The sequence below is a fragment of the Aeoliella sp. genome, from assembly GCF_965227375.1.
GTDB lineage: Bacteria > Planctomycetota > Planctomycetia > Pirellulales > Lacipirellulaceae > Aeoliella.
On record NZ_CBDDFX010000002.1, the window covers coordinates 638,998 to 664,559 of the forward strand.

Genomic DNA, 25,562 nt, shown 5'->3' on the forward strand with positions numbered 1-25,562 from the left:
GTTTTGTGGAGATGTGAGTCATGCATGCAGATACAGTACGCCGCCTGGGTGGAGTAATTGCGTTCGTTTGCGCGGTTGGACTGGTAGCCGCCTGGCAATGGCATGCCCGCGCTGCTTTGACCGACTGGAGCCCAACCCGTGCAAGGAAAGCGGATCAGCCGATCCCTGTTCGCACGGTTAAGGCCGAGGAGCGTGAGTTCTCGGCCACCGTGGGCGGCACAGCCGTAACGATTCCATCGCAAACGGCCATCATCTCCATCCCCATGAGTTCCACCGAATCGATGGACCGCGAGGTGACCGCCGTGCACTTTGGAGTCGGCTCCGAAGTGAAGAAGGGCGATACGCTCATGGAATTCAACCCCGACATGTTCTCGCTGATTGTCGAGCAGCGTCAGGCGCTGTTAGATAAGGCTAAAGAAGAGTTCGAGGTCATGAACAAACTCGCCGAGCGAAACGCCGCGTCGGGCTTGGAGGTCCGCACTGCCGAGGTGGCGGTAAAAACGGCGGAAGTTGATCTTGGATTGGCCAAACGCGACTTGACTCTATGTATGATCAAGAGTCCGCTGGACGGCGTGATCGAAGAAATCGACGTCGCTCCACAGATGCGTCTTAATGGCGATGCCTCTTTGGCGGTAGTGCATCAGCTCGATCCGATCTACGTGCAAATGGACTACCCCATGGAACATTGCGATGCGCTCGATGAGGGGCAAACCGCCGAGGTGATCCTCGATGCGTTCCCGCAAGACAAGTTCACCGGCAAGGTGGTGCGCGTCTCGCCGGTAGTGTCCACCAAGACCCGCGTCGTGCCCGTGCTGATCGAAGTGCCCAACCCGGGCAATCGCATCCGCGCAGGCATCTCGGGTTACGTGCGCGTGACCGGCGAAAGGGCCACCGGCACCGCGGTGCCGAGCATTGCTGTGATTCGCAAGCAACAAAAAGCCATGGTGGTTCGCGTGGAAGACAACCGCGCGAAGATTCAGGAAGTTCGCACCGGCCCCGTGGTCCAGGCGGGGTACATCGAGGTGCTGGACGGAGTGAACGAAGGCGACGAGATCGTCGTGTTTGGTCAAGATTCTGTGCAGCAGGACGACGTGGTGAATGCCGACTGGCAAGAGTGGAGCCATCGGGAAGATCTGGCGCAAGCAAAGTCCGAATGATCTCTGGACTTGTATCGAAGGTGACGGATACGGCTACGTAAGTTGTGAGTGGGGAGCGAGAGATACGCGGCTGAGATGAAGAGTTCTTTTTCGAGTAAGTTACACGACCTCGGTAGTTGGCTGCTTGCCAGCGCTGCGGCCGTTGGACGTACGCTACTGTCGAACCGAGGCCTCGCGGTCATCGTGCTGCTGGGCTGCGCGGTGGTGGCGATCAGCCCATGGCTGCGTCCAGCGATCAGCCGCGACTTGCGTGGCGTGCACATCCCCTGGTCGTCTCCCGGAGTGCCGTTCGCTCCGCCCCACGCGGCCGAGGTGCCGCGCCAGTGGCTGCTGAGCGGCGTGGCCGTGCCGATTCTCGTAGTGATTGCTATTGGCATCTTCCTGGTGGTCACGCGTCGTCACCGCATTGCCACCTCGTTTGGCCTGCTGCTGGCGATCAGCCTGCCGGCGGCAGCGGCCGTGTTCTGGAATCATCCGGGCCTGGTCGAATTCTGTGAAAGCGAAGTCCGCCAGCGGGCCGTGCTCCGCGAAGTGTTCCGGCATCAGAGCGAAGAACTACTGACCGGCGGAGCGCCGGATCGCCTGGTCTCGGGCGGCTTCCGCAACACGCCGGAAGGTTACCGCTCGAAACTGCACTCGATTCTGCTGCCGTTCCGCTACGCAATGTACGGACCATGGTTGGTGGTGATTGCTGCAGTGGGTGTGGTGGTCGCGCGAAGTGGCAGCCTGCGACATCGATTGGCTTACGGCGCCCGCTGGGCGATTGCCGGTTTGCTGCTGGCCGCGGCGATGACCTGGCCCCGTTGGGTGGCCGAGTACCATTGGATTCAGGCCAACCGCTACGAGGACGCCAACCGACTAGCTGAGGCGGAAGCTTCGCTGGACAACGTTCGTTCGTCGATGCCCGCCCTCACGGCCACACGCCGATACTGGCTGGCCCGCGGTCGCGTTGGCTACCGCCAGAAGCGCCAGGATGCGTACACGTCGTACTACGTGGCGCACCAGCACGCGATCGATGGGCGCTACAGCGAGGCTTACGCGGTGCTGCGACCTTACGCTGGCGATTCCGATTCGAGCGTGGTCGCCCGCGAACTGCTGGCCGAAGTGATCAGCCGCACAGCCGCCAATCACATCGTGGCGGGCGACTACAGTGCCGCCGAGATCGAGTGGACCGAGGCAGCCCTCATCGCTCCGTGGATGCCGGGACACTGGATCGCCCAGTACACGACCGCCCTGGCGGCGAATCCCGTTCGCGCGGAAGAGATCGAGAGCGAGTTGCTGCCGCGGCTAGTGACCGTGGGGGATCGCATGGTGAACAGCGACGTCGCTTCGGTGATTGGCGACGCCTACTTCAACGTGGGCGACTTCGTGAAAGCCCGCGAGATGTACGACCGCTCGATCGCCAACTTCCATCTGCCGAAGTACGCCAACCTGCACGCACAGGAGGGCCGACTCGGACTGTAACGATGCGAACTTCCTCTGCACAACTGGCCTTGTTGATCGCGTTCGCCGTGCTGGTCGGCGACTACGCCTTCCGCTGCTGGCAATCACCCATCGTGCCCGAGTACCAGATCAGCAGCACGGTCACACCGATGTCGGCGCCCGAGCGCCCGAATCCAAACAAGCACGTCTACCTGCGGCGCACCTGGACATTCACCGAAGCGCCGGAGTACGCCTGGCTGGAGGTCAAAGGGCACGACCTGCTGCAAGTGTTCGTCAACGGCCGTCAGGTAGGTCGTTCGGCCCGGATGGGAACTGGACGCATCGGTGGGTCGCTGGTCGATATCACCTCGAAACTGCACGCGGGCGAGAACACCATCGCACTGCACTCCTTGCAGCTAGTGAACGGTCGGCGGCCGCAACTCGCTGTTGACGGTATGTGTTACTTCGCAGGCGGCACGACCGCCTCGCTGGGCGGGGTCGAAGGCTGGGTCGCTTCGGACCTGTACGATCGCCGCGGCACCTTCTGGTACGAGACTGATTTCCCCGACGAGCATTGGCAAGCACCGACCGTCGGCGAGCCGGCCACTTGGGTCGCCCAAGTGGACGTACCGCCGGACGCCATCTACACGCCGCGCTCGGCCGAGTGGATCACGCCCACCGCTGGCCACGATGGCTCCGCGACGTTCGCTAAACAGTTCGACCTATCCGCCGCACCGCGCCAATCATGGCTGCGGGTGATTGCCACCGGACCATTCCGCCTGGCGGTGAACGGTTGGTTGGTGCAGGACGACCGCGCGCAACTGGCCATCGACACCCAGCGCAAACCGGTGGAGTACACCTTCGACGTGGCCCCGCTGCTACGCCAAGGTTCGAACATCATCACCGTCGCGGTGGCCGAGGCAGGTGGACTACCACGCATGCAAGGCGAGTTCGAAACCGTCGTCGCTGGCGAGAAGCTCTCGCTGATGACCGACGCGACGTGGCTCAGCACCGCAGGCATTGCCGGCGATTGGATGCGGCCCGACTTGCAAGCGAACCACTGGCTGCCCGCGCAAGTTTCAACGGGCTATTCCGGCATCACGCCGCGCTCGATTACGCGAAGCTTCCAAACCGACTTTCTGAATCCCACCTATCGAGTGCTCCGCGGAGTACAACTGGTGAGTGTGATGGCCATCGGCGGACTGCTGGCGGTGGCCGGCGCTACGATGGTGCGCGGCGCACTGCACCTGGTGGGTGGCAAGAACACCGAACTGCCCGCCCAGTTGCCTTACTGGGCACTGCTGCCGAGCACCATTCTGGCGGGTGGAGCGGGGCTCATGTCGTGGGACATGGCTTGGACCTCGCGGCAGGTCTACCAGCCGATCTTCCTGATGGGCATCGCCCTGTTGGTCGTGGTGCTGTGGCTGGGACTGATCGCCATTGCCTCGTGGCGTTCGTCCGCCGCGCAAACCGATGTGGCGACCACCGAGCCAAAGCAGCGCTCGCTGCGACTGGCGTTTGCAGTGTGCATGATCGCGATCTTCGTCTTGGCAGGTTGGCTCCGCATGCGGAACATCTTGGCCGAGCCCATCCACCACGACGAAGTCTCCGCTTACCGATTCACGATGTCGGTCTTCGAGCATGGATTCCCAGGCGTTCAGGCGCATGAAGACATGCCATTTACGTACTGCTCGACCAGCGAGATTATCTACTACTTCAACTCCCTGTTTGCGTTTTTCACCGACGAACCACGCCTGATCGTGCGGCTGCCGGCCGTGTTCTGGTCGATGGCCACGCTGCTGTTGATCGGCTTCGTGGCCAACCGCTGGTTCAATCCGTACGTGGCCCTCGTGGCGTGCTTGCTGTTTGCCGTGTCGCCCCACGTGATTGCGATGGCCAATTTCGGTCGCTACTTATCGGCCACGCAGTTCTTCACGTTGCTCACGACGTTTCTTGGATACGAAGCGGTACGTGGCTTGGGCCGATTGCGGCCAGCGCTCGTATGGGCCGCCGCGGTGAGCTTCGTGCTGATGTATTTGTCGTGGGAAGGCTCCGGCCTGTTTGGCGTGGGCCTGGCGCTGGCGGCATTGATCCACCGTCGGCGGCACCTCGCCGGCGTGCTCGCCACACCAGCTGTATATCCCGCGTCGCTGCTGGTGATCCTAGTGGTGCTCGCGCAGAACGCTCACCGCATCCTGCAACAAACGCAGCGACTGTGGTTCGGCACTGGCATCAGTTCCATGAAGCTCGAGCCGATGTGGCGGTTCCCGTTCTTCGATCCCGATTACTTCCTGCTGAACGCCTCGTGGACCAAAGACGCACTGCTGCCGATGCTGGCGGTCGGTGCGGCGTGCATCCTGGTGTTCAAGCACCACTGGAAGTTGCCCATTCGCTTTCTGCTGATCTGCCTGCTGAGCAATACCGGCTTGATGGCCGTGCTGCTGCCGCTGCACGCCAACCGCTACGCCTTCCATTTGACGCCGCTAGTCATTCTGCTGGCAGGAGTCGCGGTGGTGTCGATGCTGACGCCGCTCTTCCAAGCGGTCCGTTTGTCGCGGTACCCTGCCCTGCGTTGGTACGCCGCCGCGGTAGCCGTTCCGACCGTAGCTCTACTGCTCGCCATTGGATCAGGCTGGTTCGTGCGAACCAGCGAGCTCAAGACTTTTTCCACGGCCGCCCAAGGCGTCGGCCAGTTGCGCTCGCCCGACTGGCGGCAGCCGACGGAGTTCATCGTGAGCAACTACCAGCCGGGCGATGTGATCATCTCCATTCTGCCGCACGCACAGGAGTTCGTGCTGCAACAACTCGCCAGCGACCGCCTGCCAGACGGCAAGGTGGAAGGTGTGAGTATCGACTACTGGCTCGAAACCCGGTTGGTGTTGCAAGCCACGATCGGCGACCACCACGAAGTGCCGCGCGATCGTCGCAGCGGCGCGGTGATGCTTCACAGCCTTGATCAGCTGGAACAGCTGTTTGCCGAGAACGACCGCGTTTGGTACTGCACCAATCGCCGCGGCAACACGAAAATCAACGACAGCATTGTCTCGCGTTACCTCCGCGAGCACATGGATGTGGTCTACGAGGACCTCGCGACGTCGGTGCTATTGCGCGATCGGAATCATCGCACAGCGTCCGTCCGTCTCGAAGAACAGAAGGCCAGCCGGTTGGCCTCTGAGTTTTACCTCGAATAGCCACTCCATGACTTCCGCGACGAACCACAACTCGAATGGCTCGAGTCACGAGCAGCGCCCCCGCGTGGCGCTGTTGGTGAACACGGTTACGCCGTATCGCAACTACGTTCACCAACGGATCGTGGACGAGTTGCCGGAGATCGAGTTGTGGTCGCTCTACACGCACGACAATTCGTACAACCGCTGGTCGAACATCACGGCGCCCGATTCGATTCGTCCGGTGAGTTTCAGCGGCGGCGAGCCGATCAACGAGAAAGTGAAGTTGCGTTTCGCCGCTCGCGAGTGGCGCAAGGCCGGGCGGATTATTCGTTGGCTAAAGGAAAATAACATCGCCGCAGTGGTGTGCGAAGGGCTGGGCAACGTCGGGCTGCTCCGCGTGTTGCGCTGGTGCAGCCGCAACAACGTGCCCTGCCTGCTGTACGGCGACTTCAATGGCCGCGGCGACCGCGCTCGCGGGTTACGCAGGCAGTTCAAGAAGCTCATCTACGGACGCGGCATTGGCTGGGCGTCGGCCGTGATGCCGTGCGGCGAGTACGGCAAGGAACTGTTCGACAACTACGGCGGAAAGTCGAAACCGCTGTTCTGGTATCCCTACATCTCCAACCCTGCCGAGTTCGAGCACGCCAAGCCCGAGGCGCTCGACCGTGTTCGCGCCCGATTCGACTTCCTGCGAAGTGATCGGCGGCGGATCGTCGTGCCGGGCCGGATGATGCGAGTCAAACGGCACGACCTGGCCATCGGCGCGCTGGCCGCGCTCGCTGAAGAGCGGCCGAACTGGGAACTGGTGTTCATCGGCGACGGAGCGCTTCGCGAGCAAACCGAAAAGTCGGTGCCCAACGCAATTGCCGACCGCGTGCACTTTTGCGGCTTCCTCGACAACCCGGACGACGTCTCGGCCGTGTTCGCCAGCAGCGACGTCATGCTGCTTCCCAGCGACCACGAGCCATGGGGCATGGTCATGATGGAAGCTGCGCTAGCGGGGCTCGCCATCGTGGCAACCGACGTGGTAGGCGCCGCGCCCGAGTTGGTGAAACCCGGCCGCAACGGCGCCACGTTCCCCGTAGGCGACCTCGACGCGTTGGTCGACGTATTACGGGAAACAACCGACGAAATGTCGGTCGAACAGCGCGGCGCCGAGTCGCGCAAAGTGTTCTACGAGTGGCTTGCCGGCTCCGACCCGGTCCAAGGACTCGCTCAGGGGCTGAGCCACTTTGGCGTGCTTCCGTCGGGCGAGTCGAAGCATCCACCGTCGCACTCGCCCGCGGACGAAACCGCCGCCGGCCACTTGGCTTCCAAGCCGCCGCCGCTGGTGTCAGCAGCAAACAACACGTAAGTATCCAAGAAACAGCACAACAAAATACAGCCCGCAACGTACGGCCACCTCGGAGACGAAGATGTCACGCAAGTCGAAATCGAATCGGCGCAGCAAGTTCCGCAAGCAGCTGAAGAAGTTCACACGCAGCCGCCGGCTTGGATGTCAGCAGCTCGAAGCGCGCGAAATGCTCGATGGTTCGATGCCTAACATCGTCCTCATCAACACCGACGATCAGCGGTGGGACTCGGTTGAGTTCATGCCGACGGTCATGTCGCAGCTGGTTGCGTCTGGGACGGACTTTACCAACTCGTTCGTGACAACTCCCATCTGCTGTCCTTCGCGGGCGACGTTGCTCACCGGCCAGTACGCGCACACCAGTGGTGTGATTCACAACGATGCGCCGCTCGGCGCATTCCAGAACTTCGACGACACGTCGACCTTGGCCACTTGGCTCGACGACGCGGGCTACTTCACCGCGCTGGTCGGCAAATACATGAACGGCTACGACCGTTTCTCCGAGGCAAACTCCGACTCGAGCGACGTCTACATTCCGCCAGGATGGGACGAGTGGCGTGCGTTCCTGGGCGCTGGCTATGGCAATTACACGCTGGCCAATAACAGCGTCGCCGAAACGTATGGCAACACCGAAGCCGACTACTCCACCGACGTACTGGCCGACATCGCCGATAACATTATCCGCGACGCCGAAGCGAACGACGAAGATCCGTTCTTCCTGTACTTCGCGCCGAAGAACCCGCACGTGCCCGTTGCGCCAGCCGCGCGGCACGCCGGCACGCTGGACGGCATCGCCCTGCATCGCCCGCCTTCCTTCAACGAAGCGGATATCAGCGACAAGCCAACTTGGGCGCAGAACAAGCTTCCGCTGTTGACGCAAACCGAGATCGACGAAGTCGACGCTTTCCGCCAGGGATCGATCGAGTCGATGCTGTCGGTGGACGAAGCCGTGTCGCAGATGATCGCCACGCTCACGGAGATGGGCGAGTTAGACAACACGATCATCATCTACACTTCCGACAACGGACACATGTGGGGCGAGCATCGCTTCGATGAGAAAGCGACCCCCTGGGAAGAGTCGATTCGTGTGCCGCTGATCGTGTACGACGGCCGCAATCCGGTTCAGCAGACCAACGACGCGATGGCGCTGAACATGGACCTGGCGTCCACCATTCTCGAGTTGGCAATGGTGACCACTCCGTCGAGCGTGGAAGGCAGCTCGCTGGTGCCGTTCCTCAATGGCGAGACTACCAGCACGGTTAGCTGGCGGAGCGACTTCCTGATCGAAGCCGAGAAGTCGCTCGGCGGCGAGTACAACGGCGTTCGCACCGAACAATACATGTACGCCGAGTACACCAACGGCACCGCCGAGTTGTACGACATCGTTGCCGATCCCTACCAACTGGAGAACCTTGCCGAAAACCCGGCTTACGCCACGATTCGTACACAACTCTCGACTCGAATCGCCGAATTGATGTCGCCCGACACCGAAGCGCCGGTCATGTCGAACCTGCAAGTGGTACCGGGCGCCCTCAGCAATCCGGCCACCTTCACGGCCACCATCACCGATACCGGAGTGGACAGCGGCGCGCGGAGTCCCGAGTTCTTCATCGACACCATTGGCAATTTCAGCTCCGGATCGATCATGCACCCGGTCGACGGGCTGTACGACAGCAGCACCGAAGACGTCACGGTGACCATCGACCGCGCGGTTTGGAACGCTCTGAGCGTCGGTACGCACACGTTCTATGTGCACGGCATCGACAAGGCTGGCAACTGGGGCGAGATCATCAGCATCGAGTTCGAGAAACTCGACGTCCCGCCGCCGACAGTGGAGTACGATTCGATGCTGCTGGCCATGGAGACCGCTGGCACCATTGCCGGCAGCGTGGGTTCAGCGGTTACCTACGAACCAGGTGACATACTTCAGCTCAACTTCCTGGCCAACGGCGACTATTCCTACGAGTTGTACTTCGACGGCAGCGACGTCGGCCTGACCGGCGGCGAGGCGATCAACGCTCTGCACGTGACCGATGCCGGCGAGATCATCATCTCCACCAGCGGCGGCGCGACCGTCGACACGGTGTACAGCAGCCCCGGTGTCGGCAACGGCACTCCGCTGGTGAGCACGCAAAACGACCTGCTAATGTTCACTCCCACTTCGATTGGCGACGATACGGCCGGAAGCTGGAGTCTGCTGTTCGACGGTAGCGAGCACGGCTTGGATGGCAACACCGAGGACATCGACGCGGTCTTCGTGATGGACGACGGGCGGATCGCCATGTCATTTGTCGGCGGAGCTTCCGTGCCCGGTCAGGTGGCGCTCGACAAGGACGCCCTCTTGTTCGATCCGGCGAACGATCTGTGGACGTTCTACTTCAACGGCAGCGACCTCGACTACACCACCCAGGCCGAAGACATCGACGCGATGTTCATCGGCCCCAACGCGCCGGGCGGTGTGGCCACGTTCTATACCTCGACCGTCGGTGCGTTTGTCTCGCCTGAGGTGACCGCCGAGGCGAGCGACGTGGTCAGCCTGCTGGTTGATCAGTTCGGTGTGTTGACGCAGGGACAGATTTTGTCCGAGTTGCAAGTGGATGCCGATAGCTATGGCCTCGCTGGCCTGAACGTGGTGGGCATGCACTTCCTGTTGGCCGGTAGCGGCGATGTGTTTGGGCCGCAAGCCTCGATGGTCGAGGTCGATCCCAGCATCGCCACCGAGGGCCCGCTTGATATCACGGCGACCTTGGACGACAGCTTGACGGGTGCATCGGCAATCGTCGCTGCGGAGTACTTTATCGATACCTTGGGCGCCGAGGGAACCGGCACGGCCATGACGGCCGAGGATGGCACGTTCGATTCGGCCGTCGAAGCAGTCACTGGCGTGATCGCCGCGGGAACATTCGACGGCCTCGCAACCGGTACACACACCGTGTACGTCCGCGGGCAGGATGCCAGTGGCAACTGGGGACTCGTCGGCTCGGTCGATTTCATCAAGCAGGAAGTCGGCGTCGCGCAGACGATCTACCGCGTCAACGCCGGTGGCAGCTCCATCACCGATGTGCCCGACTGGGAAGCCGATACCGATGTAACTCCCTCGGCGTACCTGAGCGGTACGAGCTCCAACACGCGAGTCACCAGCGGTACACCGACGATCGACATGACCGATCCGTCGATTCCCGCCGGCACGCCGGTGGAAGTGTTCCAGTCCGATCGATTCGATCTGGCTGGCGGCGGAGAGATGGGATACGACTTCCCCGTCACGCCCGGCATGTATGAGGTTCGTCTGTACTTTGCCGAAACGTGGACCGGCGGCCAAACGGTCGGCGCACGTGAGTTCGACGTGCAGATCGAAGGCGTCACCGTGCTCGACGACTACGACATCTACGAAGACATTGGCGGATTCAAGGGCGTGGTGAAGACGTTCATGGTCACGGCCGACGCAACTCTCGACATCGACTTCTTCCATGTCACGCAGAATCCATCGATTCGCGGTATTGAGATTCTCACCGATGGCAGCATGACCGGCAGCATGCTGGGCACGTCGCAATCGTCGGTCGACTTCGGCAATGTCACGATTGGCGAGACTGGAAACCAGGTAGTCCAGTTCACAAACAACAACCTGCCCGGCGGCGACGACATCACCATCGATCCGTCGGCGGTCACCATCGCCGCGCCGTTTGCGGTCGACTTCGGCCAGGCAACTCCGATCGTGCTCGCGCCGGGGCAGTCCGTCAACGCGACGGTTAGCTACACGCCGACCGCTGAGATGGCCGACTCCGATACGCTCACCATTCCCCACACCGGCGACAACACGCCACTGGTGGTCGCGCTCTCCGGCATGGGGACCGTGATGACCACCAGCAACGTGCTGTACCGCGTGAACGCGGGCGGCGCGTCGATTACCGACACACCCGACTGGGGCGTCGACACGGCTGCCAGCCCGTCGCCCTACTTGGGCGGAACGAGCAGCAACACGCGGGCCTCGAGCAGCGCTGCGACCATCGACATGAGCGATCCATCGGTTCCCGCGGGCACGCCGATGAATGTGTTCCAGACGGAGCGGTACGACCTGGGTGGCGGTGGCGAGATGAGCTACGACTTCCCGGTCGCGCCCGGCGAGTACGAAGTGCGTTTGTACTTCTCCGAAAACTGGACCGGTGGGCAGGCGGCCGACGTTCGCAAGTTCGACGTCGCGATCGAAGGCGTCACCGTGCTGGACGACTACGATGTCTACGCCGACGTCGGCGGATTCAAGGGCGTGGTGAAGACGTTCACGGTCGTAGCCGACGCCAACATCGACATCGACTTCTTCCATGTCATGCAGCATCCGTCGATCAAGGGCATTGAGATCCTTAGCCCTGATGGCATGAGCAGCTCCAATGTTTCCGCATCGCTCAGCACGCTCAGTTTCGGTACCCTGGCGACCGGTTCGCACTTCACTTTGTCGACGATTCTCACCAACGACGGGACGTCGACCACCACCATCGATCCGGCGCAGGCATCGCTCGGTGCCGGCGGTGCACCGTTCTCGTTCAGCTTCGCCGACACCAACCCCATCCAACTCGCGCCGGGTGAGTCGACGCGCGTGATGGTGACGTTCTCGCCGACCACCGAAACCAACGAGAGCTCCGAGCTGACCATTCCCTACGGCAGCGGCAGCGACTCGCTATCGATCACGCTGGGCGGTTTGGGCGCTGCGGCAAGCACGGTGAACTTCACCAAATCGGAACTCGACCACAGCACGGGCCCCGTGCGCCCGACCGTGGTGCAATTTGGTCCTGATGGTCGGTTGTACGTCGCGCAGCAGTTCGGCGTGATTCGCGCGTACGACGTGGTGCGCAACGGCGCGAACGACTACGCGACCACCTCGCACGAGCAGATCAACCTGATCCGCGACATTTTGAACCACAACGATCAGGGGGATCCAGAGCCAGGTGTCGGAAATCGCCTGGTAACCGGAATGTACGTGACCGGCACGGCCGAGAACCCGGTGATCTATGTCGCATCGAGCGATCCGCGCATCGGCGGTGGCACGAATCACGAAGCAACGAACCTCGACACCAACTCCGGCATTGTTTCGCGGCTGACGTGGAACGGATCGTCGTGGGACAAGCTCGACCTGGTGCGTGGTCTGCCGCGCAGCGAAGAGAACCATGGCACCAACGGCTTGGCGCTCGACCCTGTGGACAACACCTTGTACCTGGCCGTGGGTGGCAACACCAACATGGGTGCTCCGTCGGCCAACTTCCTGAACCTGCCAGAGTACGCCCTGTCGGCGGCTGTGCTGTCGATCGACCTGGACGCCATCGGCGAGACCACTTACGACCTTCCAACCCTGGACGACGAAGACCGCGCGGGTGTCGACGATCTGAACGATCCGTTCGGCGGCAACGACGGTAAGAACCAGGCAAGGATCGTGCCCGGTGGGCCGGTGCAGGTCTACGCCCCTGGCTTCCGCAATCCGTACGACGTGATACTCACCGCCGGCGGGCGTATGTACACGGTCGACAATGGCCCGAACGCCCAGTGGGGCGACGTGCCAGTGAACGAAGGCCCCGGCGGCAATGCCACGAACGACACCAACGAGGGCGGCACTACTTACGGCGACGGCCTGCACCTGATTACCGGTGAGGGTTACTACGGTGGTCACCCCAACCCCACCCGATCGAACACCAACAACACCTTCAACACCACCAATCCGCAGTCGCCTGTCACCACTGGCAACCCCATCGAGTCGGACTACCTAGTTCCGGTGGTGGAAGACGGTTCGCTGATCGCCTACCCGTTCTCGACTAACGGCATGACCGAGTACACCGCCAACAACTTCGGCGGGGCGATGAAGGGCGACCTGCTGATGGCAGGGTTCGAGAACACCATCGAACGCGTCAAGCTGAACGCCGCTGGCGACACGGTGATCGGGTCGGAAACGCTGTTTAACAACATCGGCTTCAAGCCACTCGACATCTTTGCACCCACCGGTGAGTTCGAAGGCACCATCTGGGTGGTCGACGTCGCGACCAATGGAATCTACGTCTACGAGCCAGCCGATGGCAACGTCGGCACCGAAGGCGACATGGACGGCGACGGGTACACCGACGATGACGAACTGGCCGCCGGCACCAACCCGAACAATAGCGGCGATGTCCCGTCGGACAACGACATGGACTTCGTGTCGGACTTTACCGACGACGACGACGACAACGATTTGATTCTCGATGTCGACGATGAGTTCGCCATCGATCCCGACAACGGCACCACCTCGCCGCTGGGGACCTTCTACTCCTGGGAGAACGAAGGACAATCGGCCGGTGGTATTCTGGGCCTCGGCTTCACCGGCATGATGACCAACGGCGTCGACGACTGGCTCAGCCTCTACAACGCCGAAGCGTTGACCGGCGGCGGTGCGGCTGGTGTGCTGACGATCGATGCCGCCGGACCCGGCACCGCCCGCGGTGCCACCAACACTCAGGACCAGGCCTTCCAGTTCGGTGTGGATGTCTCGAGCGCCGTGCAGCGCTACGTCGCTACCACCAGCTTGCTCGGCCCGTTCGCCCAGATGACCCCACAAGCGGGCCAGGAGATGGGCTTCTACATCGGAACCGGCGACCAGGACAACTACATCCAGTTCGTCCTCTCCGGCGACAACGGCGGCGAGCTGCAAGTCGTGAAGGAAGTCGCTGGCGTCGACACCGTGGAAGCCACCGTGCCGATTACCATTAGCGGTCTTTCGGTGCTGAACCTGTACTTGTCGATCGATCCGCTGACGAACATGCTGCAGGCCAGCTACGAGGCCAACGGCGGCGAGCGCACCGCCGTCGGTCCCGAGATCTCCGTACCTGCCTCCTGGGTGAGCGGCGCGTTGGCCACGGGCTTGATCGCCACCGACCCCACCGCCAGTTCGGTGCCGGTAACCTGGGACTTCCTGGGTATCATTCCCGATCCGGCCGTGCTGACCGACGCCGAAGCGGCCGTGGTAGTGAACCCCGGCGGCGGCATCAACAACTCCAGCACGTTCACGTCGGACTCGTTCCAGATTACGAACAACTCGGCCAGCGGCCAGACGATTCAATCAATTCGATTCGATCTGAGCACCGCCTTCCTGCCGGACATCATTTTTGACACCTCGGGCTCCGCCGGCGACGTCGGTGCGGCCAAGTCGTTCACGCCGGATACCGGCGAGACCGAGACCGGTCAGAGTACGCACACGTTCTCGGGCGACCACGATGGCGGCTTCGATATCCTGGACGTGATGTTCAACGACTTCGATCCCGGCGAGACGTTTACCTTCTCGGTCGACATCGACCCCACCAGCATCAAAGGCGTGGCCGCGCCTGGTCCCGAGCAGTCCGGCAGCATCAGCGGCCTGGAGATGGCCGGCAGCACGGTCACCATCCAGTTCAGCGATGGTTCGACCATCTCGCGCGAGTTGTTTGGCATTGCCGGCAGCAACGTGGCTTCGCAGGTCACCGTGGCCGGCACCGCGCCCGACGCGCCGACACTCGAATTGCTCGGTGTTGCGAGCGTTCCCACGGTGCTCAGCAGCGATAGCCAAGTAGCTCGCATCACCGGCCCGGTCGGCGCGATGGTGCGACTGCTGCACGTCGAAGGCGCGCTGCATCTCGATGGCGTGCCCGGTGGCGGTTTCGACATCGACGCCTTTGAGGCCAACAAGGCCATTGCCATTAGCGAACAGACCGCCACGATCGGCGCGACGGGCTTTGCCGACATTCCCGTGACGCTGACTGACTCCCACGCCGAAGGCGGCCTGAATCACCTGATGGCGGTGATCGAGGAGACCGACGGAACCACCAGCGACCTCTCGCAAGTGATCGTGGTCGAGTACGACCCCGACGCCCCCGTCGGCGGCGAGGTGCTCTTCCGCGTGAACACCGGCGGAACCGAGCTGGCCGACACGCCGGTTTGGGAAACCGACACCAACGGCACGCCTTCGGCGTACCTGAACGTTGGATTCAACAACGCCAAGATCTCGACCAACACGGTCACCATCGACATGACCGACGCGTCGATCCCGGCCGGTACACCCATGGCGCTATTGCAAACCAACCGCTTCGATCCCACGGGCGGCGGCGACATGATGTACGACTTCCCGGTCACTCCGGGTGACTACGAGGTCCGCCTGTACTTCGCCGAGACCTGGAGCGGCGCTCAATCGGTCGGCGTTCGCGAGTTCGATGTCGCCATTGAAGGCGCGACGGTCCTCGACGATTACGACATCTTCGCCGACATCGGAGGTTTCAAGGGCGTGATGAAGTCGTTCGTGGTCACCGCGGACAGCAACCTCGACATCGACTTCACGCACGTCACGCAAAATCCGCAAATCAACGGCATCGAAATCGTCTCGGTCGGAACAACCGCCAGCAGCACGCTCGGCGCGTCGGCCGCTGCGGTGCCGTTTGGCAATGTGGCTACCGGCGGCTCGTCGCAGCAGGTTGTCTCGCTGACGAACCAGGGCCAGACCGGCGCGAATCCGATTGTCATCGATCCAACCACCGCTTCGATCGCCCCGGGCGGAACGCCGTTCACGTTTGACTTTGGCACTACTTCGCCGATCACCCTGCAACCGGGACAGTCGGTCAACGTAACGGTCACCTACTCGCCAACGGCCGAGACGACCGACAGCGCCACCTTGACCATCCTGCACGATGGCACCAACCCCGCGCTCACCGTCGCCCTCTCCGGCACCGGCGTCGATAGCGTGACCGAGGTGCTGTATCGCGTGAATGCAGGCGGTCCGCAGTTGGCTGCCGATCCGGTGTGGAGCACCGACACGACCGCTAGCCCCTCGGCTAACAGCAACCCTGCCACGTCGAACTCCAAGGTCGCCACCACGGGTGTGACAATCGACATGACCGATCCTTCGATTCCAGCGGACACGCCGGCCTCGGTGTTCCAAACGGAGCGTTGGGACCCGGGCACCGGCGAGGAGATGCAGTGGGACTTCAGCGTCACGCCGGGCGAGTACGAGGTGCGGCTGTACTTCGCCGAAACGTACTCTGGCGCCCAGTCGGTTGACGCGCGAGTGTTCGACGTCGCCATCGAAGGTGTCACGCTGCTCGACGACTACGATGTGTTCGCCGATGTCGGTGGCAACAAGGGCGTCGTGAAGACGTTCACCGTCACGTCTGACGGCAACCTCGACATCGACTTCGGCCACGTCACGCAGAACCCGTCGATCAAAGGCATCGAGATCATCGGCAACGCGCCGACTGGCCCGCAGCCGATCAACTTCAGCAAGTCAACTCTGGCCGGCACCACATCCACTCGACCGACCAGCATCGAGTTCGGGCCGGACGGCCGGCTGTACGTGGCCCAGCAGTTCGGTGTGATCCGCATCTACGATGTTGTCCGCAACGGCGCCGACGACTACGAAGTGGTGAGCACCGAGACCATCACCTCGATTCGCGACATCCCCAACCACGACGACGATGGTTCGGTGAATGCCAGCATCAACAATCGTACCGTGACTGGGTTGATCGTACGCGGCACTGCCCAGAACCCCATCATCTACGTTTCGTCGAGCGATCCACGAATCGCCGAAGGAAATCCTCGCCCCGACACCGGATTGGACACCAACTCGGGCATCATTTCGCGACTCACGTGGAACGGTTCGAGTTGGGATAAGCTCGACTTGGTTCGCGGCCTGCCGCGCTCAGAGGGCAACCACTCCGTGAACGGCCTGGCGCTCGACGACGCGACCAACACGCTGTACGTGGCAGTGGGCGGCAACACGAACATGGGCGCGCCGTCGTTCGGCTTCGCCCTGCTGCCCGAGTACGCCTACTCGGCGGCCATCCTATCGGTCGACCTCGACGCGATCGGCGAGACGACCTACGACATGCCGACGCTCGACGACGAAGACCGCGCCGGTACAGACGACTTCAATGATCCTTTCGGCGGCAACGACGGCAAGAACCAGGCGATCATCGTGCCGGGCGGTCCGGTGCAGGTGTACGCTGCTGGTTTCCGCAATCCGTACGACGTGCAGCTCCACTCATCCGGTCGCATGTACACGTTCGACAACGGTTCGAACGCCAACTGGGGCGACATTCCGATCGGCGAAGGTCCCGGCGGCAACGCAACCAACCAGCAGAACGAGCCGGGCATCTCGACGCCCGACCAGTTGCACTACGTCACGGGCCAAGGTTTCTACGGTGGTCATCCCAACCCAACGCGTTCGAACACCAGCAACACGTTCAACACCACGAACCCGCAGTCTCCGGTCGCGGCGGTGGGTGGCAACGCCCAAGAGTCGGACTATCTGACGCCGGGCACCGAGGACGGGGCGCTGTTCCTGGTCGACGCGTCGACCAACGGCATCGACGAGTACACCACTACGCACTTTGGTGGCCAGATGCAGGGCGACTTGATCATCGCCAGCCTGGACAACACCATCAAGCGTGTGAAACTCAACGCCGCTGGCGACCAGGCCGAGATCGCGGGCACTTTGTTCAGCAACGTGGGCGTCGCTCCGCTCGACGTCGACGTGGCCGACTCCGGCCCCTTCGCGGGCAGCATCTGGGTGGTCGACCTGGCGACCAACAGCATCTATGTCTACGAGCCGACCTCCGGCACGTCGGGCAATCCGAATGACCTGGACGGCGACGGTTACACCAACGACGACGAAGCCGACAACAACACCGATCCCAACAACTCGGCCGACACTCCGCCCGACTGGGACACCGACTTCGTTTCGAACCTCAACGATCCGAACGACGACAACGACGCCTTCCTCGACACCGAGGACCACTTCGCGATCGACGCGTCCGACGGACTCAACACCCCGGTCGGCACGTTCTTCACGTGGGACAACGATGCTCCCAACCCGGGCGGCCTGCTCAATCTGGGCTTCACCGGCGTGATGACCAACGGCGTCGACGACTACGGCCACCTGTACTTCCCCGGCGCAGTAACCGCAGGCGGTGCGGCCGGTCTGTTCACCATCGACTCGGCCACTGCCGGCACGGCTCGCGGTGCGACCAACACCCAGGAGCAGGCACTGCAGTTCGGTGTAAACGCGGTAGGGTTGAACCAACCGTTCTACGTAACGACTACCATCTCGAATCCGTTCGCCGGCCTCACGCCGCAAGCGGGGCAGCAGTTTGGTATGTTCATCGGCACCGGCGACCAGGACAACTACGTCGAACTGGTCCTGGCCGGCGACGGTGGCGGTGCGGTGCAGGTGATCAGCGAAGTGGCAGGCAGCGACACGCTCGAAGCCAGCACCGCGCTTGCGATGCCCGGCCCGGACTACGTCGACCTGTTCCTCGCGATCGATCCCACGACCAACATGGTGCAAGCCAGCATCATGGTCGATGGCGGATCGCTGATGGACATCGGCGGCCCGATCTCGATTCCCGCTTCATGGCTGGCCTCCCCGCTGGCAGTGGGCGTGATTTCCACCGACCCAACCGGCAGCGGCAGCCTGCCAGTCACCTGGGAGCACTTCGGCACCGTGCTTGGCACGCCCAGCACGCCTGCCAACCAGGCGCCCATGACTTCGGCCGTGGGGCTCTCGCCACAGTCGACAACCAGCGGGCCGATCACGGTCACCGCTACGGCCGACGACAGCGATGGCACCATCGCGGCAGCCGAGTACTTCATCGACACGGTCGGCGCACCTGGCACCGGCACCGCGATGTCGGCCAGCGATGGCAGCTTCGACGAAGCGAGCGAGGCCGTCACCGGTACGATCTCGGCATCCACCTTCGACGGACTCTCCACCGGCAACCACACGGTGTACGTGCGGGCGATGGATTCCGACGGGGCTTGGAGCACCGTGGCCAGCGCCACGTTGAGCAAGGAAGTGGAAGAGAACGTCTTGCTCCGCATCAACGCTGGCGGGCCGGACATTTCCGACAACCCCGTGTGGGAAGAAGACACCGACAGCGATCCCCACGAGTACAGCAACGCTGGCATCTCCGGCGCGAACTCCCAAGAGCTCTCGACGGCCGCCACCATCGACCTGTCCGATCCGTCCATCCCGGCGGGTACGCCGATGTCGGTCTTCCAGACCAGCCGCTTCGACAACGCTGGTTCGCTCGACCTGGCGTACGACCTCCCGCTGGGTGTGGGCATGTACGAGGTGCGTCTGTACTTTGCCGAGATCGACCCGAGTGCCTTCGCCGTGGGCGAGCGGGTGTTCGATATCGAAATTGAAGAGAATCTGGTGGAGAACGACTTCGATATCTATGCAGCCGCCGGTGCCGGCAACAAGGGCATCGTGCTGTCGTACATCGTCAGCAGCAGCACCGAACTCGACCTCGACTTCATCGCCGAGGTAGGCAACCCGATGGTCTCGGCCATCGAGGTCCTGCCGATCGGCGGCGGCAGCGGTGCGCTAGCGGCCTTCGCCGCGACGAGCGAGTCGCAAGAAGCCCCGGCGCTCGCCACAGTGGTCGCCGACGAGGCGTTTGCCACCGAAGAAGCCCTCGCCGACGACGAACTGCTGCTCCTACTGGCCCAGTCGACCGAAGACGAGCCGTTCGCCGCCACGTCGACGAGTTCCGAGAGCAGCGAAACCGAAGAAGCGGACGACGTGTTCGCCGAGTACGGCCTGGGCAGCGACTTGTAAGCCGCTACGAACTAGATCGAACAACGCCGCGCTCTCACCAGATGGGGGCGCGGCGTTTCATCGCGCCGGCTCAGCGCAGTCGCTCTGTAGTCAAATCGCTTTCAAGTGTGTTCACAAGTGGTACACTACTAAGAGCATTGGACTGCCGGCAGAGATTCCCTCGATGCGAATGCGAGTTCAGACTTGATCTCTCAAGGTGACGTATGGCCATCAAGATCGGGGTAAAACTACTCGACTCCGGGATTTGTCGAGCATCTGAAATAAAGGGTTGTAAGGAAGTGGACCTTCGTGCCATCGAAGTCAGCATCGACGCCCAGCTTCCCAAGGCATACACCGCGATAATGAAGGAAATCGGGCGAGGTTGTGGCGAATTCCTCTCCGACGTGCAGATGTTCTACCCTGCGGTTCTAGGTCTAACGGAGGTTGCGAGGACGATGGTAAGCGGGCACCTCGCTCTACCTGCAGACGCGTTTGTGTTTGCCTCTCGTTACGGCGAACAGTTCCTCTTCTTCCACACAGGTACTTCGGAGGATGCCGAAGTCTTCAGGTGGTCCGATGATGAACCAGAGCAATTCCGCAAGGTATTCGAATCGATCTGGGACTTCATCGAAGAAGAGTTGATTGCGCATCTTGGTGTGCAGTAGCCCTCCAACTTGTCGAAACGGTGGAACACCCGCGCCCTTGGGGTGCCTTATTCTGCCGGCAAGCGCAGCGGGCGCGTTGTTGGTCATCCATTCTTCCACTCGGCCCGCAAGTGGTACACTGTTAGAGAGACCGCGCGTCAAACTTCTCTAGCGCATCCAACTCATCATCGGTCAGTGAGTTGCGAAACCAATACTGCTGTCTCAACAAACTGGAGAACTGTTCCCACTGGCATACGAGTTCTATTGGCACATGAATATACGGGACATCCTCTTGGTACTTAGCCTGTCGCTCACCGGAGGCAAGATTGGCCAATAGATCCAGCAAGTTCCGTTTTGAATTCGCGATTAGTTCGTCAGAAGCCATGTTTTTGTCACAGGAAGTGGACACGCGGCATTTGTTATACGGGGTGTGCCAGAATAGCGATTGAGGTTCAGGCCAACTCTTCCAGCGTCGAGACGACGCCCGCGACATCTCCTACTTCCGTCACCTGGCCACCAAGGCCAAGAAGTGCGTAGTCGCCGGTCTTGGGATCGTACAGCACTTTCGGCGAAGTCTCGTATACGAGCAACCAACGGCTATCATATCGCTGCGGAGTCTTCAGCACCGCCGCCCGCAATGCTCGCTTGGTGGGCGAATCGGGCAAGTCGCGCCGTTGGTGGTCGATGATAGTGCCAACGTCACACTCCCAAACACGCAGTAATTCGGATCGCTTCGGAACGAATCGGTACTCGGCTTTGCAATTCGGACAAATCGCGTCGTTTTGGCGAACTCGCCGATGGTTCACGCGGCTAGGTTTGATGTTCAGTTTCTCGATCGATTTCTGACACTCTAGGTTCGACAGTTCAATCGACGCATCACCAAGCAGTTGCCCACACTCTTCGCAGACGGTTGTCCTGGCACATCGCCTCAAACGCCGCTTCCGACGCGCATCGCTCACCACCATGCACGGCAAAATGATCGGCATGGCAAGCAGGATGCCGATGAACACCAATGCAATCAGGACTGGTTCGTGTTTTGACTTCAACTGGTTGCCTGATGGAAGGGCAAGGTGGCAGAACACACGATGGAGGCCCTTCACACCCGATGTTCGACCCACGGGAAATTTCGAGCGTGAGGGGCGAAGAACGGAGTTGGCAATTCGCACTTAAGCGAACGCAATGTCCGAACCAGAACGTCTTCGTCATAGACGGTTTCCGTTTCGGGATCAACCTCCAATAGGCGGTTGACGTCGGGTGGCTCGTCGTCTGGTAGGCGAATGAGTACGCGCTCCGATCCGTCGAAAATCCACGCGAATTCGATCTCGACGTCGCCTCCCCAACAAAAGCAGTAGTAATACGCCACCGGCACCTTCGTGTCGCTATTCAGCTTCTTGGTAGCTCGAAGGATATCGGTGGCAACAAGTGCTACAATCTCCAGCTCCCCATAACGCTGAGCGATTGCTTGGGGCTCTAGCAGCACTTCTTCACCGGGAGCATTCTCAAATCGATCCCACGAGAGCAGCTCATCGCCATGCCATTCGGCGATATGGTCAGCAGGGTCACATATTGGGCGGATAAAGATGAGACCTTCGTCCGGGACGGAGTGCTTTACCTCCGGTGTATGCCAATTGTGTTCAATAGGATTCTTCACATGAAAAACGTTGCCTGCGAATATGGGATTGCGGTCGATTGCGGCTATGATCGACGGATCGCCGGTTGTGATGATTTGACTTGCGTACCAAGTCATGTGATTCTCTCTTGCAAGTTGCTGTTTGTGGAACGCTTGAATGCGAACCTTCACGAAGTATAGCCGACTCGGGAACGTGCTGCCTACGGACATGAGTTGTACCCGGCAACGTACTATGGTAGGTGTGAATCAACTACAGTAGAGCACAAAAAACGTACTCCGCCGCGGGGCTGGCGACTCATCGACACTTGTTGGTCGCTGACGCTGGATGACATAACAACCTGGCAAGGCACAAGGCGATGGGTATACATCCCAGGCGGTTAATCCGCATACTTCGGCACCGTTCGTATTACGCTCTGCTCGGATTACTCCTAGCCGTTGCCGCCGCGACGACAGGTATGGCTGTACTCTCGACATTCGCGGTGTGCGGCTTTGCTGTACTTCTAGCTTGCGTGCATGACTATCGAACCGAATCAGGAATCTGGATGCTGGCTGCGTTGTACGCGACCATCTATGCTGGCGTTCTAGCCTTGTGGCAGTGGCACACTCTCTTGGACATCCTTCGCGGTGCAGTTGCAGCCCCATTTGTGGACTTCGTTGACTCAATCGTCGCGCTGTACTTTTTGACGCTAACAGTGAAGGTCGCAGCGACCGTGGTCGCGTATAATCGACGCTATCCGGGACGCCGTTTTTGACAGGTAGAACCGGACGCCGCCGCGCCCTCTCCATTCCCGGGCGCGGCGTTCTATGATTCTGCGGGCAAGCGCAGCGGGCGTGTTGTTGGTCATCCATTCTTCCACTCGGCCGGCAAGTGGTACACTGTTAGTGAGCGTTCTGCTCCGAGAGGTCGATATCAGTCGCCAGCCATTGCAGGAAAGTTGGATATGACACGTTGCGTTCGAGCCACTGCTGGGATTGCCTTGATGGCGCTGCTGGGCTGTTGCTCTTGGGCTTTGGGCGACACGCTAGGCGGCGGCGATCGCGTGCTCGCGCCGACGCCGCCGATGGGTTGGAACAGTTGGGACATCTTTGGCACCACTGTTACCGAGCAGCAGGTCAAGGAACAGGCCGACGCCATGGCCGAAAAGCTGCTGCCGGCCGGGTACGACATTCTGACCGTTGATATTCAATGGTACGAACCAGAGTCGAAAGCCCACGCGTACCAGCCCGGCGCTCCGCTCGAGCAGGATAAGTATGGGCGGCTGCTGCCGGCGGTAAAGAAATTCCCCTCGGCGAAGGATGGTAACGGCTTCAAGCCGCTGGCCGATTACGTTCACTCGCGCGGCCTGCGGTTCGGCATCCACATCATGCGCGGCATCCCGCGGCAGGCCGTTGAACAGAACACGCCGGTGCTGGGCACGGAACGGAGCGCCCGCGACATCGCCCTTACCGATTCGACGTGTCCGTGGAATCCCGACATGTACGGGGTCGACGCGACCACGCCCGGCGGTCAGGCGTACTACGACTCCCTCATCCAACTCTACGCCTCGTGGGGCGTCGACTACATCAAGTGCGACGACATCTCGCGTCCCTACGACGACGTGCAGAAAGCGGAAATCGAGGCCCTGCGGCGAGCGATCGACAAGTCCGGCCAACCCATCGTGCTGAGCCTCTCGCCAGGCGCGACACCGCTGTCGGCCGGGCCGCACGTTGCGCAGCATGCCAACCTGTGGCGGATCACCGACGACTTCTGGGACCGCTGGGGCCTGCTGCATGCAATGTTCGAGCGGGTGCATGCTTGGGAGCCCTACCGCCGCCCCGGCGCGTGGCCCGACGCGGACATGTTGCCGATCGGCGTCGTTCAATTTGGTCGCCCCACCAACTTCACCAAAGACGAACAGCACACGCTGATGACCCTGTGGGCCATCGCCCGCTCGCCGCTGATCTTTGGCGGCGACATGACCAAGCTGGACGACTTCACGCTGCACATGCTCACCAACCCGGAGATGCTGGAGGTCAACCAGCACAGCACCAACAACCGCCAGGTTTCGCGCAACGACAACCTGATCGTGTGGGCCGCCGACGTGCCTGACAGCGACGACAAATTCGTGGCCTTGTTCAATGCGCAAAGCATGGGCGAGCATCTCGATTTCTCCTTCGCCGACTACACGAGCCCCGTGATTGCCGGAGAGGGCAAGTCGCAGGACATCTCCGTCTCGGTTAAAGGCGGCAAGCAACTGGTGCTCTTGGTCACCGACGGCGGAGACGGATTCCATCACGACCATGCGGTATGGATGGAGCCCACACTGCGCGGCCCGGCAGGAGAACTGAGCCTCACGGAGCTCAAGTGGCGTGACCCCACGTGCGGATGGGGCAGCGTCGGAGTCAATCGAACGTGCGAAAACCAGCCGCTGGTGGTCGGCGGGAAAGAAGTCACGGGCATCGGCACGCACGCCAAGTCGGTGATCATCTACGACCTGCCCGATGGCTACGATTCGTTCACCACCAAGGGGGTGATGAGCAGCAGAGGTTCAGTCGAGTTCGGCGTGCTGGTCACCAAAGACGACAAGGCCACTGCTGACGTGAGCAGCGTGGGCATCGACTTTGCCGACCTGGGGATCGAAGGCAAAGCCACCGTGCGCGACCTTTGGGCCCATGAGGACCTCGGAGAGTTTAGCGGCAGCTTCAGCCGCGAACTTCCCCTGCACGGAGCCGGCTTGTATCGTGTGTCGCTGGTGAAGTGAGGTCGACGCCAAGGGTTACTCTCGTTGCACTCCTCTGATGCCCAGGTCAACAGGAGCGTTTTCAGCTCTAATCGCTGTTCGGGTTGCAGCCAGTCTCGTAGACCATGGTCGACATCCCGGAGTCGGGGCTGAGGAACAAACGCTGCCATCCGCACGTCGAGTACAGCCCCGGCACATCCGTGTAGGCGAACACTTGGGCGACGCCATGGGCTCGGCAAACATCCATCGCCGCGCGCACCAGCTGGCCGCCAACGCCTTGGCCACGATGATCGGGGTGAACGTACACAGCGTTGATCCACAACTCGGCCGACGACTGAAACCGAGATTGGTGACGCTTGAATGCGAGCGCACCGATCGGCTGGTCGCCGGAGGTGGCAACCAGCGCGCCAGGCCGAACGTCGCTGGGTGGCAGAAACGTCTCGATCTCCGACGCGGCGACGCTCCACTCGGAATGCAACCACTGCACGACGACTTCGTGGAACTCCGGATGTTCTGTCAGAGGTACAATCATGGACAAGCCATCCGATTGCCACAAAATTGCCAGTGTAAACGAATCGCGGTTGGAAACACGCGTTCGAATGATCTAATGGAGGTTGCCTGATATTGTGTCTGGGGAGTGGGTAGGTCGTCCACTTGCTTGCCCTTCGCGGACTCACTCGGGATAGCCGACGACCTACGCGTCGTCCGGAAGATGTGAGCACTCTTCAGCATTCGAAGCCGCTTCTCCTCGAAAAGGAGCGTGGTAGCGCTGACGCTCGTTCGGCGGAGCGAACGGCGACTATCGTTTTGCCCCACTTAAGACATGCGGGGAACAACGCGGAGGGTTTTGTCGCACCCCCCGAATGGTTTGATCGAGAAAACTAGGGGTTTCAC

Annotated in this window: 10 protein-coding genes; 7 read left to right on the plus strand and 3 right to left on the minus strand. The window is 61.4% G+C overall.

The annotated features are described in order from the left end of the window. Nucleotides 1-20: 20 nt before the first annotated feature. The 6 genes from ACQK2L_RS15675 (at nucleotide 21) to ACQK2L_RS15700 (ending at nucleotide 20,339) form a co-directional block, all read left to right on the plus strand. Nucleotides 21-1,157, plus strand: a complete 1,137-nt coding sequence (locus ACQK2L_RS15675; RefSeq protein WP_425397966.1) for an efflux RND transporter periplasmic adaptor subunit — start codon at nucleotides 21-23, stop codon at nucleotides 1,155-1,157. A 75-nt stretch (nucleotides 1,158-1,232) separates the two neighbouring features. Further along, the gene (locus ACQK2L_RS15680) at nucleotides 1,233-2,621 is read left to right on the plus strand and encodes a hypothetical protein (protein ID WP_425397967.1); all 1,389 of its coding nucleotides are present in this window, start codon (nucleotides 1,233-1,235) and stop codon (nucleotides 2,619-2,621) included. Nucleotides 2,622-2,623: 2 nt separating this feature from the next. Beyond that, nucleotides 2,624-5,770, plus strand: coding sequence for a hypothetical protein (locus tag ACQK2L_RS15685; protein WP_425397968.1), 3,147 nt, complete (start codon nucleotides 2,624-2,626; stop codon nucleotides 5,768-5,770). A 7-nt stretch (nucleotides 5,771-5,777) separates the two neighbouring features. Continuing rightward, the gene (locus ACQK2L_RS15690; RefSeq protein WP_425397969.1) at nucleotides 5,778-7,103 is read left to right on the plus strand and encodes a glycosyltransferase family 4 protein; all 1,326 of its coding nucleotides are present in this window, start codon (nucleotides 5,778-5,780) and stop codon (nucleotides 7,101-7,103) included. 61 nt (nucleotides 7,104-7,164) lie between these two features. Beyond that, nucleotides 7,165-19,695, plus strand: a complete 12,531-nt coding sequence (locus ACQK2L_RS15695) for a malectin domain-containing carbohydrate-binding protein (protein WP_425397970.1) — start codon at nucleotides 7,165-7,167, stop codon at nucleotides 19,693-19,695. Nucleotides 19,696-19,898: 203 nt separating this feature from the next. Continuing rightward, nucleotides 19,899-20,339 (plus strand): SMI1/KNR4 family protein, encoded by a 441-nt coding sequence (locus tag ACQK2L_RS15700; protein WP_425397971.1) that lies wholly within the window; start codon nucleotides 19,899-19,901, stop codon nucleotides 20,337-20,339. Between the two features lie 431 nt (nucleotides 20,340-20,770). Here the strand turns inward: ACQK2L_RS15700 and ACQK2L_RS15705 are convergent, their stop codons facing one another. Beyond that, on the minus strand, nucleotides 20,771-21,364 hold the full coding sequence (locus ACQK2L_RS15705; RefSeq protein ID WP_425397972.1) for a hypothetical protein: 594 nt from the start codon (nucleotides 21,362-21,364) through the stop codon (nucleotides 20,771-20,773). Nucleotides 21,365-21,414: 50 nt separating this feature from the next. Continuing rightward, nucleotides 21,415-22,065 carry a hypothetical protein gene (locus tag ACQK2L_RS15710; RefSeq protein WP_425397973.1) on the minus strand — a complete coding sequence of 217 codons (651 nt, stop codon included), beginning with the start codon at nucleotides 22,063-22,065 and terminating at the stop codon, nucleotides 21,415-21,417. Between the two features lie 824 nt (nucleotides 22,066-22,889). Here ACQK2L_RS15710 and ACQK2L_RS15715 point away from each other — a divergent pair. Continuing rightward, a complete protein-coding gene (locus tag ACQK2L_RS15715) occupies nucleotides 22,890-24,689 on the plus strand; it encodes an NPCBM/NEW2 domain-containing protein (protein WP_425397974.1) in 1,800 nt (599 codons plus the stop codon). Between the two features lie 67 nt (nucleotides 24,690-24,756). Here the strand turns inward: ACQK2L_RS15715 and ACQK2L_RS15720 are convergent, their stop codons facing one another. Then, nucleotides 24,757-25,200, minus strand: coding sequence for a GNAT family N-acetyltransferase (locus ACQK2L_RS15720; RefSeq protein ID WP_425397975.1), 444 nt, complete (start codon nucleotides 25,198-25,200; stop codon nucleotides 24,757-24,759). Nucleotides 25,201-25,562: the final 362 nt, after the last annotated feature.

Coding starts and splice junctions, on each gene's coding strand:
- ACQK2L_RS15675 (WP_425397966.1), top strand. CDS start 21: ATGCATGCAGATACAGTACGCCGCCTGGGTGGAGTAATTGCGTTCGTT.
- ACQK2L_RS15680 (WP_425397967.1), top strand. CDS start 1,233: ATGAAGAGTTCTTTTTCGAGTAAGTTACACGACCTCGGTAGTTGGCTG.
- ACQK2L_RS15685 (WP_425397968.1), top strand. CDS start 2,624: ATGCGAACTTCCTCTGCACAACTGGCCTTGTTGATCGCGTTCGCCGTG.
- ACQK2L_RS15690 (WP_425397969.1), top strand. CDS start 5,778: ATGACTTCCGCGACGAACCACAACTCGAATGGCTCGAGTCACGAGCAG.
- ACQK2L_RS15695 (WP_425397970.1), top strand. CDS start 7,165: ATGTCACGCAAGTCGAAATCGAATCGGCGCAGCAAGTTCCGCAAGCAG.
- ACQK2L_RS15700 (WP_425397971.1), top strand. CDS start 19,899: ATGGCCATCAAGATCGGGGTAAAACTACTCGACTCCGGGATTTGTCGA.
- ACQK2L_RS15710 (WP_425397973.1), bottom strand. CDS start 22,065: ATGACTTGGTACGCAAGTCAAATCATCACAACCGGCGATCCGTCGATC.
- ACQK2L_RS15715 (WP_425397974.1), top strand. CDS start 22,890: ATGACACGTTGCGTTCGAGCCACTGCTGGGATTGCCTTGATGGCGCTG.
- ACQK2L_RS15720 (WP_425397975.1), bottom strand. CDS start 25,200: ATGATTGTACCTCTGACAGAACATCCGGAGTTCCACGAAGTCGTCGTG.